General features: G+C 60.8%; 17 protein-coding genes. 11 read left to right on the forward strand and 6 right to left on the reverse strand.

What is annotated here, in order from left to right; all coding sequences use genetic code 11:
• Nucleotides 1–357 precede the first annotated feature (357 nt).
• From ABH944_RS25775 to ABH944_RS25790, 4 genes are all read left to right on the forward strand, one after another.
• Entirely contained in the window at nt 358–1536 is a 1179-nt protein-coding gene (locus ABH944_RS25775; RefSeq protein WP_404610052.1) for a quaternary amine ABC transporter ATP-binding protein, read from the forward strand.
• Entirely contained in the window at nt 1529–2431 is a 903-nt protein-coding gene (choW, locus tag ABH944_RS25780) for a choline ABC transporter permease subunit (RefSeq protein ID WP_097268956.1), read from the forward strand. Before ABH944_RS25775 ends, choW begins: the two co-directional genes overlap by 8 nt.
• A gap of 86 nt (nt 2432–2517) precedes the next feature.
• Nucleotides 2518–3522: a GlxA family transcriptional regulator gene (locus ABH944_RS25785; RefSeq protein WP_404610051.1), complete on the forward strand. Its 1005-nt coding sequence runs from the start codon at nt 2518–2520 to the stop codon at nt 3520–3522.
• Between the two features lie 134 nt (nt 3523–3656).
• A complete protein-coding gene (locus ABH944_RS25790; protein ID WP_404610173.1) occupies nt 3657–4556 on the forward strand; it encodes a choline ABC transporter substrate-binding protein in 900 nt (299 codons plus the stop codon).
• A gap of 57 nt (nt 4557–4613) precedes the next feature.
• On the opposite strand, the gene ABH944_RS25795 is transcribed toward ABH944_RS25790, so the two are convergent.
• The 3 genes from ABH944_RS25795 to ABH944_RS25805 all read right to left on the reverse strand — a co-directional run bounded on the left by ABH944_RS25795 (nt 4614) and on the right by ABH944_RS25805 (nt 6421).
• Nucleotides 4614–5717: a GlxA family transcriptional regulator gene (locus tag ABH944_RS25795; RefSeq protein ID WP_062085268.1), complete on the reverse strand. Its 1104-nt coding sequence runs from the start codon at nt 5715–5717 to the stop codon at nt 4614–4616.
• Between the two features lie 309 nt (nt 5718–6026).
• A complete protein-coding gene (locus ABH944_RS25800; RefSeq protein WP_255541718.1) occupies nt 6027–6161 on the reverse strand; it encodes a hypothetical protein in 135 nt (44 codons plus the stop codon).
• The gene (locus ABH944_RS25805) at nt 6158–6421 is read right to left on the reverse strand and encodes a hypothetical protein (protein ID WP_404659533.1); all 264 of its coding nucleotides are present in this window, start codon (nt 6419–6421) and stop codon (nt 6158–6160) included. The genes ABH944_RS25800 and ABH944_RS25805 overlap by 4 nt, the downstream gene beginning before the upstream one ends.
• 146 nt (nt 6422–6567) lie before the next feature.
• On the opposite strand from ABH944_RS25805, the gene ABH944_RS25810 reads away from it, so the two are divergent.
• From ABH944_RS25810 to ABH944_RS25840, 7 genes are all read left to right on the forward strand, one after another.
• Entirely contained in the window at nt 6568–7962 is a 1395-nt protein-coding gene (locus ABH944_RS25810) for an L-serine ammonia-lyase (RefSeq protein WP_404610049.1), read from the forward strand.
• Nucleotides 7963–8026: 64 nt separating this feature from the next.
• Entirely contained in the window at nt 8027–9271 is a 1245-nt protein-coding gene (locus ABH944_RS25815; protein WP_404610048.1) for a sarcosine oxidase subunit beta family protein, read from the forward strand.
• Nucleotides 9272–9346: 75 nt separating this feature from the next.
• Nucleotides 9347–9649: a sarcosine oxidase subunit delta gene (locus tag ABH944_RS25820; RefSeq protein ID WP_062085265.1), complete on the forward strand. Its 303-nt coding sequence runs from the start codon at nt 9347–9349 to the stop codon at nt 9647–9649.
• Nucleotides 9646–12648 (forward strand): sarcosine oxidase subunit alpha family protein, encoded by a 3003-nt coding sequence (locus tag ABH944_RS25825; protein WP_404610047.1) that lies wholly within the window; start codon nt 9646–9648, stop codon nt 12646–12648. The genes ABH944_RS25820 and ABH944_RS25825 overlap by 4 nt, the downstream gene beginning before the upstream one ends.
• A complete protein-coding gene (locus tag ABH944_RS25830; RefSeq protein ID WP_404610046.1) occupies nt 12638–13288 on the forward strand; it encodes a sarcosine oxidase subunit gamma in 651 nt (216 codons plus the stop codon). Before ABH944_RS25825 ends, ABH944_RS25830 begins: the two co-directional genes overlap by 11 nt.
• On the forward strand, nt 13285–13743 hold the full coding sequence (locus ABH944_RS25835; RefSeq protein ID WP_404610045.1) for a dihydroneopterin aldolase: 459 nt from the start codon (nt 13285–13287) through the stop codon (nt 13741–13743). Before ABH944_RS25830 ends, ABH944_RS25835 begins: the two co-directional genes overlap by 4 nt.
• Nucleotides 13744–13750: 7 nt before the next feature.
• Complete coding sequence (locus tag ABH944_RS25840) at nt 13751–14014, forward strand: hypothetical protein (protein ID WP_404610044.1); 264 nt, start codon at nt 13751–13753, stop codon at nt 14012–14014.
• Between the two features lies 1 nt (nt 14015).
• Here ABH944_RS25840 and ABH944_RS25845 read toward each other — a convergent pair whose 3' ends face one another.
• The 3 genes from ABH944_RS25845 to ABH944_RS25855 all read right to left on the reverse strand — a co-directional run bounded on the left by ABH944_RS25845 (nt 14016) and on the right by ABH944_RS25855 (nt 15766).
• Nucleotides 14016–14423, reverse strand: coding sequence for a hypothetical protein (locus ABH944_RS25845; protein WP_404610043.1), 408 nt, complete (start codon nt 14421–14423; stop codon nt 14016–14018).
• A gap of 64 nt (nt 14424–14487) precedes the next feature.
• Nucleotides 14488–15249 carry a hypothetical protein gene (locus ABH944_RS25850; protein WP_404610042.1) on the reverse strand — a complete coding sequence of 254 codons (762 nt, stop codon included), beginning with the start codon at nt 15247–15249 and terminating at the stop codon, nt 14488–14490.
• Complete coding sequence (locus tag ABH944_RS25855; RefSeq protein ID WP_404659536.1) at nt 15242–15766, reverse strand: glycosyltransferase; 525 nt, start codon at nt 15764–15766, stop codon at nt 15242–15244. Before ABH944_RS25855 ends, ABH944_RS25850 begins: the two co-directional genes overlap by 8 nt.
• Nucleotides 15767–15806: the final 40 nt, after the last annotated feature.

Genomic DNA, 15806 nt, shown 5'->3' on the forward strand with positions numbered 1-15806 from the left:
CGACATCGTCCAGACGGCTACATTCGTGGAATATGATGGACTGGCCGGCAAAAGCGCTCGGAGGCGCCTGCAATCCCGGCGACACCTCAGGGAAAACCCGGAAACTCCCTCAAAAAAACTTAACGAAATGATCGTCCACTTGCTCTGGCGCGACATGTGAAAAAGCGCCGAAATCGGCTCTGCATAGCTCGCAAACCCTTGCCCAGCAAGCCTCCCGCTTTCGATCTGCCAAAAAAGGAAAAACGAGGTGTCGTATTTCCACATGTGCCTGTCGGAAATAGTCGGCAACCCGCACTTTTTTCTGGCAACTATGTATGCAGAGCGCGGACGCACGTCCGCCAACCAGGAGAGCGTTCGATGAATTCCCACAAGGTCGTGGTCGAAAACCTGTGCAAGGTGTTCGGCACGAGCCCGAAGCAGGCGATCGACATGCTTGCCGGCGGCGCAACGAAGGAAGAAGTTTTCGCCCGCACCGGACAGATTGTCGGTGTCCACAACGTGTCCTTCGAAGTGAAGGAAGGCGAGATTTTCGTGTTGATGGGTTTGTCGGGTTCAGGCAAGTCGACACTGATCCGCCTCATCAACCGGCTGGTGGAACCGACAGCCGGCAAGGTGCTGATCGACGGCCGCGACGTGGCCTCCGTGCCGCGTTCCGAACTCACGGCACTGCGTCGCAAGGACATGAGCATGGTGTTCCAGTCGTTCGCACTGATGCCGCAGCGCACCGTGCTGTCGAACGCGGCGTTCGGGCTCGAAGTGGCGGGCATCGGTCGCAAGGAACGCGAGAAACGTGCGATGGCCGTGCTCGAGCAGGTCGGTCTTGCGCCGTTCGCGCAGAAGCTGCCGGCGCAGTTGTCGGGCGGGATGCAGCAGCGCGTGGGCCTTGCACGGGCGCTGGCCGTGAACCCGTCGCTGATGATCATGGACGAGGCTTTCTCCGCACTCGACCCGTTGAAACGCAAGGAAATGCAGAACGTGCTGCTCGATCTGCAGCGCGAACAGCAACGCACGATCATGTTCGTGTCGCACGACCTGGAGGAGGCGCTGCGCATTGGTACGCGCATCGCGATCATGGAAGGCGGCAAGGTGGTGCAGATCGGCACGCCGCAGGAAATCATCTCGAACCCCGCCGACGACTACGTGCGCGCATTCTTCGAAGGGATCGACACCAGCCGTTACCTGACCGCCGGCGACCTGATGCAGACCGACGTGGTGCCATTGATGAAGCACGGTTCGCAGATCGATGCGTCGAGTGTTTCGCAGGCGCTCAACGGCAGCGCCGACTACGCGTTCGTGATGGACCACGAGCGCAAGATCCGCGGTTTTGTGTGTCGCGACGCGATTGGCCAGGCGTCGCCGGAAATCAACCTGATCGAATGCATCCAGCGCACCACGCCGCTTGACGTTGTCGTCAGCAGGGTGGTCGCCAGCCGTGCACCGTTGCCGGTGGTGGAGGCGGACGGATCGTATTGCGGTTCGGTCAACAAGGCGAATGTTCTCAAGGCTCTGACTCGGCATCGAGGTTCCCATGTCTGAAATTATCCCGCTGGGTACGTGGGTCGACCACGGTGTCAAATACCTGCTCGACCACGATGCAAACACCTTCGACGCAATCGGCAAAGTCATTGAGAGTTTCGCCGCGCTGATCGAACACGGCCTTCAGTCCATTCCGATGTGGCTGATGATGGCGATCTTCGTCGGCATCGGCTTGTGGCGCGTGGGCTGGCGCTTCGCGCTATTCACGTTGCTGTCGTTGCTGCTGATCTATGCCACCGGCTTCTGGGACGAGATGGTGATCACGCTCGGCCTCACGCTGTCCGCCACCTTGATCAGTTTGCTGCTCGGTATTCCGCTCGGCATCTGGACGGCGAAGAGCAAGACGATCGAGACAATCGTGCGTCCGGTGCTCGACCTGATGCAGACCATGCCCGCTTTCGTGTACCTGATTCCGGCCGCCATGCTGTTCGGTCTCGGCCGGGTTCCCGGGATCCTCTCGACGGTGATCTTCGCAATGCCGCCCGCTGTGCGCCTGACGTCGCTCGGTATCAAGCATGTCAACCGCGAGATCGTTGAGGCGGGTCAGGCATTCGGCTGCACGCCGTGGCAACTGCTTTACAAGGTGCAGTTTCCGAACGCGTTGCCGTCCATCATGACCGGCGTCAACCAGACCATCATGATGGCGCTGTCCATGGTGATCATCGCTTCAATGGTCGGTGCCGGCGGCCTGGGCAACGACGTGCTGGCGAGTATCCAGCGGCTGGATATCGGGCTGGGATTCGAGAGCGGCTTGTCGGTGGTGCTGCTCGCGATCATTCTTGACCGTATCACGGAAAGCTTTGGCCGCTCGCCAGGGATGGCGCGGGCACCGCTGTTGTCGGGGATTCGCAGCGTGATGCGTGTGCGCCGCGCACCGGCTGCACAGCAAAGTTAATTAGCAAAATGAGCAGCAAGGCCAGGTAGCAGATCAGCGGTTAAATCAGGCAGCGAAATAAAGCCACGCCCAAGGATAAAAACCCGATGAAACGCGACGCGATGGTGCCGGACCGGATTCATCCTGTTGAGAATTCGCCGTTGTCGAAGCTGGCGCACTTCGGGTTCCTGACGCTGCCTAATTTTTCGATGATCGCGTTCACCAGCGCGATCGAAGTGCTGCGCATGGCGAACTACGTCGGCCGGGCTGAGCACTACACGTGGTCGGTGATCACCCCGGACGGTGAACCGGCACGCGCGAGCAACGGCATTACCGTGAAGCCGACAAAAACGCTGGCCGAGGCGGGCATGCCGGACGTGCTGATCGTGTGTGCGGGATGGCATGTACGCGATTACGTCGACGACAAGGTGATCGCGCTGCTGCAGCACGTCGCGGCGCAAGGCGTGCCGCTTGGCGGCGTGTGCACGGGCGCGTATGCGTTGCTGGCGGCGAACTTGCTGGACGGGTATCGCTGCACGGTGCATTGGGAGGACATGTCGCCGTTGCACAAGCGTTTCCCCCACGTTCGATTCGCCGATGAACTCTTCGTGATCGACCGTGATCGCGTGACTTGCACCGGCGGGACCGCGCCGCTCGACCTGATGTTGAACCTGGTCGGCCAGCGGCTCGGGCAGGCGCATGCGGCGCAGGTGTCCGAGCAGTTCATTGTGGAGCGGATTCGCGGCACGACCGATTATCAGCACATTCCTGTTGATGCCCGCGTGGGGTTCTCGCGGGCCGAGTTGATCGAGGTCGTGCGGCTGATGGAGGCGAACATTGAAGAGCCGTTGTCGCTTGAAGAGCTTGCGAGGCTGGTGAAGCTTTCACAGCGTCATTTGCAGCGGATGTTCAAGATGTTCCTGAGTGTTTCGCCGACGCATTATTACCTCACGCTGCGGCTGCGGCGGGCGCGTGAGTTGTTGCGTAATACCGATGCATCCATTTCGCGTGTGACGGCTGTTTGCGGCTTTCATTCGCCGTGTCATTTCAGCAAGGCGTACCGCGCGCAATTCGGCCACGCGCCGAGTATTGAGCGCAGGCAATCGGCTTGATGATCCATTTTTAGACGTGGCGCGCTCATTGGGGCGCGGCATCGTCGTGTCTGGCAGTTTCCAAAATAGGGAGAATCATGAAACTTCACGGAATCGCGTCATCGTGCGCGCTGGCTGTCCTGCTCAATGTCACGATGTCCGGCGGCGCGTTTGCGGCTGATCCGGCCACGTGCCAGAACGTCCGTTTCGCCGACGTGGGCTGGACCGATATTGCCGCGACCACGGGTCTGGCGACGACTGTGCTGCAGGGCCTCGGATACAAGCCGACGAAGACGATTGCGTCGGTGCCTATTACGTTTGCGGGTATCAAGAGCAAGCAGATCGATGTGTTCCTCGGCTATTGGTCGCCGACAATGGATCCCATTGTCGAGCCGTTCCAGAAAGCCGGGCAGGTCAAGGTATTGCCGACGCCTAACCTGACGGGCGCGAAATACACCTTGGCCGTGCCGGACTATGCGTATAACGGCGGCCTGAAGTCATTCGCCGATATTGCCAAGAACTACGACAAGCTTGACGGCAAGATCTACGGTATTGAGCCGGGTAATGACGGCAACGCGTTGATCAAGAAGATGATCGATTCGAATCAGTATGGGCTTGGCAAGTTCAAGATGGTGGAGTCGAGCGAAGCGGGCATGCTCGTGGAAGTGGGCCGCGCGATTCGCGAGAAGAAGTGGATTGTGTTCCTGGGCTGGGAACCGCATCCGATGAACGTGACCATGAAGATTGATTATCTGAGCGGTGGCGACGATGTATTCGGTCCGAACTATGGCGAGGCCAAGGTGCTGACGGTAACGCCGCCGGATTACGCGGCGCGCTGCCCGAACGTGGCGAAGCTGGTCGATAACCTGCGGTTTTCGACGGACATCGAGAATCACGTGATGACGCCGATCATGAACAAGACCGATCCGAATCTCGCTGCGAAGCAGTGGCTGAAGGCGAATCCTGCTGTGCTGGACAAGTGGCTGGCAGGGGTGAAGACGTTTGACGGCAAGGATGGGCTGCCGGCTGTGAAGGCTTATGTAGCGGCGCAGTAGGTTTTTGTTCGCGCCGGTGGGCCAAGCGGCCGGCCGGCGCGGGTACAACGCTCCAACCTAGATAGCCTGAGCCCGCCCCGGAAAAGTCTCATCGAAATCCGCGGCAAGATCGAGTGTCGCCGCGCTCGCATCGTCCGGTGCTGCCGTGCCGCGCTGCTCGCGATACATCATTGGCGGAAGCCCGAACTGCTTCCTGAACTCCCGCCCCAAATGCGACGCATCGGAAAAACCGCAACTCGATGCAATGTCCGCCACCGTCTTGTCGGAACTCGTCAGCAGCCAGGCGGCCGTGCGCAACCGGACCTGCTTCGCGTAAGCCTGCGGCGCCTTGCCGGTCTCCGCCTTGAACAAACGCTCCAGCTGCCGTGTAGATAAATCCAGCTTGTGCGCAAGCTCATCGAGCGTCAGCGAACGCCCCACATGCTGCTCCATCAGCAAGATCGCCCGCTTCACTTTCGGATGCGTGGCGGGCGCCAGCCCCGGCGGATGCGGCTGCGGAGCGTTGCCCTTCTGCATGTCATCCACCAGCAGGATGCGTAGTGCCTTTTGTACCGTGGCAGCCTCGAAATGGCGCAGCAGGATGGCTGCGGCAACATCGATTGACGCGCGTCCGCCCGAACACGTAATGCGCCGGTGATCCATCACGAACAAACGGTCTGCGACCAGCATCTCCTCGTTCACACCCGGAAAACGCTCGACAAAATCCCAGTAGTGGAACCAGCTCACACAAATGCGATAACCCTCCAGCACGCCCGCCCGCATCAGGGAAAACACACCCGTGCAAATGCCGACCAGCGTGGCGTCCGTGGTAGCGGCGCGGCGGATGAACTGCAGCGTGGCGTCGCTCGCGCCCGCGCCGGAATGCAGCAAGCCGCCGACGACCACCACGTAGTCGAAGGGCTCAGCCTTCTCGAAGGTTTCCCAGGGAGTGATCTGGATGCCGCAACTCGCCCGCACCGGCGCCAGCGTTTCCCCGATCACGCTCCACGAGCAGCGCACCGGTTTGCTGAAATCGCCTTCGTCGGCGGACAGGCGCAATAAATCGACGAAACCGGAAAACGCCGTCAGCGTGAAATTCGGCAACAACACAATGCCAAAACGAATGCGCTGTTTGGACGGTGTGTCGGGCGATTGAGCGGGAAGAAGGTCAGCGGGATTCATGCGCTTGCCGTTGATGTGCAGCCGTCATTCGGGTCATGGATGATGGGCGACAGACGACCCGGTAATCAATCAGCATATCACCGTCATTAACCGGTTTGAAATACCGGAATGTGCGCGGGCTTTGCGGCACTCTGGATTTTGGACTCAAGCGTCGCGAGCGTTGAAGGCGGCTCGGAACGGAAAGCGGCTTGTCCCGTCAGGACAAGCCGTCTCCGATAACCGGCTAGCGGCCCGGTTATTTCTTAAAGCATTAAGCGGGTTTAGTACGAAGTGGTTTAGTCCGGGCTTGATACCGGCTTGATGACCTGATTAATGAGCAACGTGCTTGACGTGCTTGGCCTTGGTGTACTTGTGGTGATGATGCGGCTTTGCATACGACACAGCCGGTGCAGCAACAGCCGCAACGATAAAGACCGCGAGGACTTTCTTCAGAATATTGTTCATGGAGCAAACCTGATGGACGAGAGTTTGATGACTGATTGATTCGAGCGCATTTGAAAATGCCGGCACAGTGTATCGCAGCGTTTCTTGAACCCGGAAAGGGTAAATAAGACCTGCGCCGAAAGTGTTGTAAAACCGTCGACATGTAAATCTTGCGTCGAATTTGCGCCCCTGCCCGCAGGCTTGCTCAACCGCGTATTCAGCCTGTGATGCGCCGCCAGCATGGCGCCTTGCGCCACCTGCCCGTTTGCGCCGCCGATCATCGCTAAAGCGCCTTGCCATCCACGCGCGTTGTCGTGCTGACGCCGCCATCCCACGTGCATGCCGTTTTTGTTCTATCAGCGGAAATTGGCGTGCGGTGCAATGGCTACCTAGTGAAATCCCATGCAGTCCACCGACAAGGCACCCCATGAACGTCAGCGTTTTCGATCTGTTCAAGATCGGCATCGGTCCGTCAAGTTCGCATACGGTCGGCCCGATGATCGCAGCGTGCCGTTTTGCCTCGCACATCGAGGACGCCAACCTGCTCGCGTTCGTGCGCCGCGTCCGGGTGGGTCTGTTCGGCTCGCTGGGCGCGACCGGAAAGGGCCACGGTACCGACAAAGCCGTGCTGCTTGGACTTGAGGGCAATCTCCCCGACTCGATCGATCCGGATGCGATCGAACCGCGTCTGCGGGAGATCCGCGAGTGCAAGAGCCTGAACCTGCTCGGCAAGCACACGGTCAAGTTCGACGAGCGCGAGCACATTGGTTTTTTTCGCAAGCTGATGCCGGGTGCGCCTGGATCGAGCGTCGTCCATCCGAACGGCATGCGCTTCCAGGCCTTCGATGAAAACGGCCAGCTCGTCGTCGAAAAAGAGTACTACTCGGTCGGCGGCGGTTTTGTGATCAACAGCGAGGGCACGCGCGTGAACGGCGTGCAATCCGGTGGCGAGGTGCCGCATCCATTCCGCACGGGCGACGACCTGATGCGCGTGTGCCGGGAGACGGGCTTATCCATCGCTGAAATTACGCTGCGCAACGAATGCGCATCGCGCCCGGAGCGCGAAGTGCGCGACGGCTTGCTTGCAATCTGGCGCGTGATGGCAGCGTGCGTGGAGCGCGGCTGCAAGGTACGTGGCGAATTGCCCGGCCCGATGCACGTGAAGCGCCGTGCCGCCGATCTCTCCGCGCAGTTGCGCAAGCACTCGGAAGAGTCGTTGCGGGATCCGCTCTCCATGCTCGACTGGGTCAACCTCTACGCAATGGCCGTGAACGAGGAGAACGCCGCCGGTGGCCGCGTGGTCACCGCACCCACGAACGGCGCGGCCGGCGTGATCCCCGCGGTGCTGCATTACTACGTGAAGTTCATGCACAACTCGACCGACGAGGGCATTGTCACGTTCCTGCTGACGGCGGCGGCTATCGGGATCATCTACAAGGAAACGGCGTCCATTTCCGGCGCCGAAGTCGGCTGCCAGGGCGAAGTCGGCGTGGCGTGCTCGATGGCCGCCGCGGCGCTCGCCGCTGTCATGGGCGGCACCCCGGCGCAAGTCGAGAACGCCGCCGAGATCGGCATGGAACACAACCTCGGCATGACCTGCGACCCCGTTGGCGGCCTTGTGCAAATCCCGTGCATAGAACGCAATGCAATGGGCGCGATCAAGGCGCTCAACGCGGCGCGCATGGCCATGAAGGGCGACGGTACGCATTATGTGTCGCTCGACAACGTGATCAAGACCATGCGCGAAACCGGCGCGGACATGAAGACGAAATACAAGGAGACGTCACGCGGCGGGTTGGCCGTGAACGTCATCGAGTGCTGATTTTTAAGCTTGGCAACCGCGTTCGCAAGCGCTTTTGCAACATCAACAAGTTCAAGGAAACACCATGAGCCGCTATTCGATATTCAGCCTGTTGCGCAACGGCATGTCGTATCACGAGAACTGGGAACGCCAGTGGAAAAGCCCGGAGCCCAAGCAGGAATACGACGTGGTGATCGTCGGCGGTGGTGGTCATGGGCTCGCGACCGCCTACTATCTTGCCAAGGAACATGGCGTGCGCAACGTCGCCGTGCTCGAGAAGGGCTGGATCGGCGGCGGTAACACGGCGCGCAACACGACCATCGTGCGCTCGAATTATCTGTGGGACGAATCGGCGGCGCTTTACGAAAAAGCGATGCAGTTGTGGGAAGGGCTCTCGCAGGACCTGAACTACAACGTGATGTTCAGTCAGCGCGGCGTGATGAACCTCGCGCATACGCTGCAAGACGTTCGGGATACTGAACGTCGCGTGAACGCGAACCGCCTGAATGGTGTCGATGCCGAATTCCTCACGCCGGAACAGATCAAGCAGATCGAGCCGACCATCAACCTGAATAGCCGCTACCCGGTGCTGGGTGCGTCCATCCAGCGTCGTGGCGGCGTGGCGCGACATGACGCCGTGGCATGGGGGTTTGCGCGCGGTGCGGATCAGGCAGGCGTGGATATCGTGCAGAACTGCCAGGTTACGGGCATTCGCCGTAACGGCAGCCAGGTGATCGGCGTGGATACCACGAAGGGGTTTATCAGGGCCAAGAAGGTCGCGATCGTGGCGGCAGGCAACACCTCTACACTCGCCGACATGGCCGGCATCCGGCTGCCCCTGGAAAGCCATCCGTTGCAGGCGCTTGTGTCCGAGCCTATCAAGCCGGTGGTCAACACGGTGGTGATGTCGAACGCGGTGCACGCGTATATCAGCCAGTCCGACAAGGGCGATCTCGTGATCGGCGCCGGGGTCGACCAGTACACGGGCTTTGGCCAACGCGGCAGTTTCCACATCATTGAAGGGACGCTGGAGGCCATCGTGGAAATGTTCCCGGTGTTCTCGCGTGTGCGGATGAACCGTCAGTGGGGCGGGATTGTGGATGTGTCGCCGGATGCGTGCCCGATCATCAGCAAGACCGACGTGAAGGGCCTGTACTTCAACTGCGGCTGGGGAACGGGCGGCTTCAAGGCGACGCCAGGTTCCGGTTGGGCTTATGCCCACACCATTGCGAAGGATGAGCCGCATCCACTGAACGCGCCGTTCTCCATCGACCGTTTCTACACGGGTCACCTGATCGACGAACACGGCGCTGCGGCCGTCGCCCACTAACCTGAGCAACCAAGGTTGCATGGGACCAAAGTAAGGCGCTGAAGCGCCAACTCTGGTCGACACTGGAGATAAGACATGTTGCTGATTGAATGCCCCTGGTGCGGGCCACGCGCCGAAAGCGAATTCTCGTGCGGCGGCGAAGCCGATATCGCGCGCCCGCTCGACACCGAAAAGCTCACCGATAAAGAATGGGGCGACTACCTGTTCATGCGCAAGAACCCGCGCGGCGTGCACCGTGAGCAATGGATGCACACGCAAGGTTGCCGCCGCTGGTTCATGGCGCAACGCGACACCGTGAGCTACGCGTTCCAGGGCTATGAAACGTTCGCCCGGCCGCTCGCCGTGATGGAACAGAAAGAAGAAGGACAATCCAAATGAGCCAGAAAGACCGACTTTCCACGGGCGGGCGCATCAATCGCGCCATCTCGCTCACGTTCACGTTCAACGGCAAGACATACCAGGGCCATCAAGGCGATACGCTCGCTTCCGCGCTGCTCGCGAACGGCGTGCATTTCGTCGCGCGCAGCTGGAAGTATCACCGGCCGCGCGGCATTGTGACGGCCGATGTGGCGGAACCGAACGCGGTCGTGCAGCTCGAGACCGGCGCTTATACGGTGCCCAATGCGCGCGCTACCGAGATCGAGTTGTATCAGGGGCTGGTGGCGAACAGCGTGAATGCCAAGCCGAGCATCGAAAACGATCGCATGGCCGTGAACCAGAAGATCGCGCGGTTTATTCCGGCGGGCTTCTACTACAAGACCTTCATGTGGCCGCGCAAGTTCTGGCCGAAATACGAGGAGGTGATCCGCGACGCAGCGGGCCTTGGCAAGGCGCCCGAACACGTGGACGCAGACCGTTACGACAAGTGCTTCGCGCATTGCGACGTGCTTGTGGTCGGCGCCGGCCCTTCGGGCCTGGCTGCTGCGCATGCGGCGGGGTTGTCGGGTGCACGCGTGATCCTCGTCGATGACCAGCCGGAACTCGGCGGTTCGTTGCTGTCGTATCGCACGGAAATCGATGGCGCTCCGGGCTTGAAGTGGGCGCAAAAGATTGAAGCCGAACTGCGGAAGATGCCGGATGTGAAGATCCTGTGCCGCAGCACGGCGTTCGGTTATCAGGACCACAACCTCGTCACCATCACGCAGCGCTTGACCGAGCATTTGCCGGTTTCCATGCGCAAGGGCACGCGGGAACTGCTGTGGAAAGTACGCGCCAAGCGCGTCATTCTCGCCACGGGCGCGCAGGAACGCCCGATTGTGTTCGGCAACAACGATCTGCCGGGCGTGATGCTGGCGTCGGCGGTGTCGTCCTACCTGCATCGCTATGCTGTCCTGCCGGGACGTAACGCCGTGGTCTTCACGAACAACGACAGCGGCTACCAATGTGCGCTCGATCTGAAGGCGGCAGGTGCACAGGTGACGGTAGTGGACCCGCGTCTCGCCAGCGACAAGGGAGCGTTGCAGGGACAGGCGAAACGCTATGGCGTGAAGGTCCTGAACGGCTCGGTGATTACCGTGGCGCACGGCAAGTTGCGCGTGGCGTCGGTTGAAGTCAGCGCTTATTCAAACGGCACGGTCGGCGCGAAGCAAGCCGACCTGCCGTGCGACCTGCTGGCTGTGTCGGGAGGCTGGAGCCCGATCCTGCATCTGTTCGCGCAGTCCGGCGGCAAGGCGCACTGGCATGACGAGAAGCTTTGTTTCGTACCCGGCAAGGCGATGCAGGCCGAGAGCAGTGTAGGCGCGTGCGCCGGCGAATTCACGCTTGCACGCGCGATTCGTTTCGCGGTCGACGCAGGCGTTGACGCAGCGCGCGCCGTGGGTTTGATCGTGGCGCGCCCGACATCCGTGCAAGTGGCCGAGGTCAGCGAGGCACCGGTCATGCCGTTGTGGCTGGTCGGCGGCCGTGAACTGGCAACACGGGGTCCCAAACAATTCATCGATTTTCAGAACGACGTCTCCGCGGCCGACATTTTCCTCGCCGCGCGTGAAGGATTCGAGTCGGTCGAGCACGTGAAGCGTTACACCGCGATGGGCTTCGGTACGGATCAGGGCAAGCTTGGTAACATCAACGGCATGGCGATTCTTGCTCAGGCGCTGAACAAGACCATCCCCGAAACCGGCACCACGACCTTTCGTCCGAACTACACGCCGGTTACGTTCGGTACGTTTGCCGGCCGTGAGCTGGGCGAGTTTCTCGATCCGGTCCGCAAGACCGCCGTGCATGAATGGCATGTGGAAAACGGCGCGGAGTTCGAGGACGTCGGCAACTGGAAGCGGCCCTGGTACTTCCCGAGAAATGGCGAGGACCTGCACGCGGCGGTTGCGCGCGAGTCGCTGGCGACGCGTACCAGCGTTGGCATTCTCGATGCATCGACGCTTGGCAAGATCGACATCCAGGGACCAGATGCCGCGAAGCTGCTCAACTGGGTCTACACGAACCCGTGGAGCAAGCTGGAAGTGGGCAAGTGCCGCTACGGCCTGATGCTCGACGAAAACGGCATGATCTTTGACGACGGTGTGACCGTGCGCCTCGCCGACCAGCACTACATGATGACGACCACGACCGGCGGCGCGGCGCGCGTGCTGACGTGGCTCGAGCGCTGGTTGCAAACCGAGTGGCCCGACATGCGGGTGCGGTTGGCATCGGTGACGGATCACTGGGCCACGTTCGCGGTTGTCGGCCCGAATAGCCGCAAGGTATTGCAGAAGGTCTGCCGCGATATCGACTTTGCCAACGCGGCGTTTCCGTTCATGAGCTACCGCGAAGGGACAGTGGCGGGTGCGGCGTCGCGCGTGATGCGGATCAGCTTCTCGGGCGAACTTGCCTACGAAGTCAATGTGCCGGCGAACGTCGGGCGTGCCGTGTGGGAGGCGCTGATGGCGGCCGGCGCGGAGTTTGACATCACGCCGTACGGCACGGAAACCATGCACGTGCTGCGTGCCGAGAAGGGTTACATCATCGTCGGGCAGGATACCGACGGTTCGATGACGCCGTACGACGTCGGCATGGGCGGGCTGGTCGCGAAGTCGAAGGACTTCCTCGGCAAGCGGTCGCTGACGCGCTCGGATACGGCTAAGGCCGGACGCAAGCAGCTCGTCGGCTTGCTCGCCGAAGATGCGTCGTTCGTGATTCCCGAAGGCTCGCAGGTCGTGCCGGGTCCGTTCACCGGCGACACCGCGCCCATGCTCGGCCACGTCACATCCAGCTATTTCAGCCCTATTTTAAAGCGCTCGATCGCGATGGCCGTCATCAAGGGCGGTCTCGACAAGATCGGTGAGTCGGTGATGATCCCGCTCGCGGGCGGCAAGCAGATGCCGGCAAAAATCACCAGCTCGGTGTTCTACGACAGCGAAGGAGCACGTCAACATGTGGAATGAAAACAGAAGCAGCCAGACGGTCGTGGATCGTGCAGTCGGGCAGGGCGTGTGGCAGGAGTCTCCGCTCGTAGGCGTAACTGGCCTGCTGAAAAAGCATCAGGCGAGTGCATCGAAGGCGTTTCGTCTTGTCGAGCGGCCGTTCCTCGAACTGGTCAACGTGCGAGGCGATCTGTGCGACGCCGCGTTCGTGGCGGCGGTGGAAAGCGTGATTGGCTGCAAGCCGCCGGAGAAGCCGAATACGACGGCGGCGGGCAACGGCTACGACTTGATGTGGCTTGGTCCCGACGAGTGGCTGGTGCGCTCGGTCGCCACGCATTCCGCGACGCAGCCGGCTCCCATGGAAGCCAGGTTGCGCGAGGCGTTCAAGGGTTTGTATGCAGCCGCCGTCGACATCGGCAGTGGTTACACCGTGCTTGAAATCAGCGGTCCGCGCACGCGTGATGTACTCGCGCGAGGTTGTCCGCTCGATCTGCATCAGAATTTGTTCGGTGTCGGCCAGTGTGCGCAGAGCCATTACTTCAAGGCCTCCGTGACGGTGCTGCCGACGGGTGACAACAGCTTCGACCTCGTGGTCCGCCGCAGCTTCGCGGACTACTTCGTGAAGATGATGCTCGACGCGGCCGAGCCGCTGATGTCGTGAAACCGTACGAACCATTCGGAACATTAAGCCCGGGCGGGCGCGGCTGGCGCATTGTTATCGATGAGCTTGTCGTGCCAACGCGTATAGGCTTGCATGCCCGGGAGTATCTCGCGCCGCAGCCGGTCGCCATTGACGCGAGCCTGCATTACCGGGGCGTACCGGCTGAGGAGAATGCGCACGAGCTGGTTGACTACGAGGCGTGGTGTGCGGCGGTGCAGGGCTATCTGGAGAGCAAGCCGCATACGCGCTTGCTGGAAACGCTGGCCGTGGAAATTGCGGCGCTATCGTTCACGCAATGGCCCGCTCTCGATGCGTTGACGCTGCTGCTTTACAAGCCGAAGATTCGCGAAGGCACGCGGCGCGTGGGGGTTGAGCTTGATTGGCATCGTGCGGATTTCGATGCATGGCGAGCGCCCGCGGAGTTGCATACGGCCCAGCTGGCAGTCAAGCGCTGAATCCGCCATGACGTCGACGCGCGTTCAAACAGCCGGACTGTCGCATCGTGCGTGCGAGCGGCATGATCCTCATGCTGCGCTCGCTTTGCTTGATCACAGCCTCGCGCTCGGGCACCGGCGGATTGCGTTGATCCGCTATCTGCACGCGCAGTATCTGGGTGCGCCGCTCGAGCCGCGCCATCATGAGTATGTTCACAAGGTGGCCGAGCGCTTGAGCGCCGAGACCATCGCGCGCATAGCGACGGCCGCGCGGGCGCGGCTCGAAGGCTGATTCAGGGTGCGGCAAGAACGCTGAACGATCGCCTCACAACCATCAGCGACGAAGCCAGCACACACCCGCACGACAGCGCAACCGACAACGCTGCGCCCATCACACCAAAGACCACACAGAGCGCCGAGAGCAACGAGAGCGAGCCGGCGACCTCCATGGTCGAGAGGATGAGGAATGATCGCTTGCTGATCGAGAACACCATCAGGGAGGTGATCCGGCAGGCGAACATAAGCGCGGCGCCTGTGAAGATCAGAAGTAGAAACAACCATTGGTTCAAGGGTGTGCCGAGACTCGCCGTAGGGAACAGCTTGATCTTGTAGGCGCAGAGTGTGGCGGCCGCAAGCAAGCTTGATACCGCGGCACCCAACGTGAATGCCGATGACACGGATAGGCGTTTTGTGGAAGCCATGACCCATTCCCGCATGCGCGAATGCATGACTAGCGCGAGCGCTTGTCCCAGGTTGAACGCAAGGTTATGCACGCTTTTCGCCCCCGCGGTACAGCGCCGCGCCGGCAGGCCCGAGAAGCATCGCCGCGATGATGACATCAACGTGTTTTGCCCCCGAGAAGATCGCATTCGAATACCAGCTGCTGACCAGTTCCTTGCCGCCGAGTTTGGCCAGTTGAGGGAACGCCGCTAATCCATAAGCGTTGTGCCGAGCGACCTTCTCTTGCCGGTGCAAGACGAGATAAGTCCCCAGCAGCATGGCGCCATAGGAACCCTCGACCATCAACAGCAGGTCGGGAAGATACGGCAACCACGATACATGCTTCGCAACAAGCCATACCACCGCGCAACGGCTCAGCGCCGACACGGTGGAGACGGCACATATCGCGCCATTGCCGCCATTCAGACGCAAATAGCCGAGTGCGAAATGCGACATTGCGTACCCCACCGGAGCGATAAGGAGTACGGGTAAAACGTGCGGGATCGCGATAGCGCCAGAACGCGACAGAATGCTTGCCGCAACGATCAAAAACAGCGCTGAACCGGTCGCGCTGAGCGTATCGAGGAACAGCAGGCTCGGGAAACGATCACGAATTTTTGCGACGCTGTAAAGCCTTGCCGAGCCGAAGTTGAAGACATCTATCGACACGAAGAACAATGCCAGTAGCGCGTATGAACGGCCCAGCCACGCGGCGTCGAGATATCTCAGCGCGAATACGACCGCAACAAAGTTGCTGACGGCAGGCAGCGCCGAGCCCAGTGTGACGTACACAAGATCCTTACGCATGGACATGAGCCCGGGCGAGCGCCGCACAGTACGTGATATAGCGAGATTGCAGCGCGGAATAGCCAAAGGGCCGCGCTGCCTCACGATCAGCTTCAGCGCGAATAGCCAGCAGCGTCCGGTCGCGAGCCAGCGTTTCAATGCGTGTTGCCAACGCGATCACATCGCCCGGAGACACCATGCCTGCCTCGTCCAATATCTCCGGAATGCCGCCCACGTTTGATGCGATGACTGGAGTGCCGGCAGCTATGGCCTCCAGCATTGCGCGGGGCATACACTCCTGGTACGAGGCCAACACGAACAGGTCATGTTGCACGATATGGGCGGCTACGCTGTTTGCATCGACAAGGCCGAGGAAACGTACGTTATCGGAAAGACCCAACGTTGCCGCGTGTGCTTCGAACTCAGTGCGCAGCGCGCCATCGCCGATCAAGGTCAGTGACACTTCGACGTCGCGCCGACGTAACTCCACCATGGCGTCAAGCAAGACCAGGTGACCCTGGGTCTGGATTTGTATAATTTAAATAGCCCTGATCCTAATAATTTATAAAAACACGAAT

The sequence above is a fragment of the Caballeronia udeis genome, assembly GCF_044909315.1.
Classification (GTDB): Bacteria; Pseudomonadota; Gammaproteobacteria; order Burkholderiales; family Burkholderiaceae; genus Caballeronia; species Caballeronia udeis_A.

Coding starts and splice junctions, on each gene's coding strand:
- ABH944_RS25790 (WP_404610173.1), top strand. CDS start 3,657: ATGTCCGGCGGCGCGTTTGCGGCTGATCCGGCCACGTGCCAGAACGTC.
- ABH944_RS25810 (WP_404610049.1), top strand. CDS start 6,568: ATGAACGTCAGCGTTTTCGATCTGTTCAAGATCGGCATCGGTCCGTCA.
- choW (WP_097268956.1), top strand. CDS start 1,529: ATGTCTGAAATTATCCCGCTGGGTACGTGGGTCGACCACGGTGTCAAA.
- ABH944_RS25785 (WP_404610051.1), top strand. CDS start 2,518: ATGAAACGCGACGCGATGGTGCCGGACCGGATTCATCCTGTTGAGAAT.
- ABH944_RS25815 (WP_404610048.1), top strand. CDS start 8,027: ATGAGCCGCTATTCGATATTCAGCCTGTTGCGCAACGGCATGTCGTAT.
- ABH944_RS25820 (WP_062085265.1), top strand. CDS start 9,347: ATGTTGCTGATTGAATGCCCCTGGTGCGGGCCACGCGCCGAAAGCGAA.
- ABH944_RS25800 (WP_255541718.1), bottom strand. CDS start 6,161: ATGAACAATATTCTGAAGAAAGTCCTCGCGGTCTTTATCGTTGCGGCT.
- ABH944_RS25845 (WP_404610043.1), bottom strand. CDS start 14,423: ATGGCTTCCACAAAACGCCTATCCGTGTCATCGGCATTCACGTTGGGT.
- ABH944_RS25775 (WP_404610052.1), top strand. CDS start 358: ATGAATTCCCACAAGGTCGTGGTCGAAAACCTGTGCAAGGTGTTCGGC.
- ABH944_RS25840 (WP_404610044.1), top strand. CDS start 13,751: ATGACGTCGACGCGCGTTCAAACAGCCGGACTGTCGCATCGTGCGTGC.
- ABH944_RS25805 (WP_404659533.1), bottom strand. CDS start 6,421: ATGATCGGCGGCGCAAACGGGCAGGTGGCGCAAGGCGCCATGCTGGCG.
- ABH944_RS25850 (WP_404610042.1), bottom strand. CDS start 15,249: ATGCGTAAGGATCTTGTGTACGTCACACTGGGCTCGGCGCTGCCTGCC.
- ABH944_RS25795 (WP_062085268.1), bottom strand. CDS start 5,717: ATGAATCCCGCTGACCTTCTTCCCGCTCAATCGCCCGACACACCGTCC.
- ABH944_RS25825 (WP_404610047.1), top strand. CDS start 9,646: ATGAGCCAGAAAGACCGACTTTCCACGGGCGGGCGCATCAATCGCGCC.
- ABH944_RS25830 (WP_404610046.1), top strand. CDS start 12,638: ATGTGGAATGAAAACAGAAGCAGCCAGACGGTCGTGGATCGTGCAGTC.